A 752-nucleotide genomic window follows, 5' to 3' on the forward strand; every position below is an offset into this window, starting at 1 on the left:
TACATGGCGATCTTCCCGCCACCGCCGGTACAAGGCCTGGGCACCATCGGTGGTTTCCGCCTGCAGATCGAAGACCGGGGCAACCTGGGCTACGACGAGCTGTACAAAGAAACCATGAACATCATCAACAAGAGCCACAACGTGCCGGAACTGGCCGGCCTGTTCACCAGCTACACGGTGAACGTGCCGCAGGTCGATGCCGCCATCGACCGCGAAAAAGCCAAGACCCACGGCGTGGCCGTCAGCGACATCTTCGACACCCTGCAGATCTACCTGGGTTCGCTGTATGCCAACGACTTCAACCGCTTCGGTCGCACCTATCAGGTCAACGTTCAGGCCGAACAGCAGTTCCGCCTCGAGCCGGACCAGATCGGTCAGCTGAAAGTACGCAACAACAAAGGCGAGATGATCCCGCTGGCGACCTTCATCAAGGTCAGCGACACCTCGGGACCTGACCGCGTGATGCACTACAACGGTTTCATTACCGCTGAAATCAACGGTGCGGCAGCCCCCGGCTACAGCTCCGGCCAGGCCGAAAAAGCCATCGAGAAACTGCTCAAGGAAGAACTTCCGAACGGCATGACCTACGAATGGACCGACCTGACCTACCAGCAGATTCTGTCTGGCAACACCGCGCTGTTCGTGTTCCCGCTCTGTGTGCTGCTGGCGTTCCTGGTGTTGGCGGCCCAATACGAAAGCTGGAGCCTGCCACTGGCGGTGATCCTGATCGTACCGATGACCCTGCTGTCGGC

At 59.4% G+C, this 752-nt stretch carries 1 protein-coding gene; it reads left to right on the forward strand.

Annotation, left to right across the window (positions count from 1 at the left end; translation table 11 throughout):
- Positions 1-752: efflux RND transporter permease subunit (locus D8V06_RS01885; RefSeq protein WP_177434324.1), on the forward strand; the 752-nt coding region annotated here is incomplete at both ends.

It is taken from the genome of Pseudomonas sp. Sample_24 (genome assembly GCF_004307605.1).
Taxonomy (GTDB): Bacteria; Pseudomonadota; Gammaproteobacteria; order Pseudomonadales; family Pseudomonadaceae; genus Aquipseudomonas.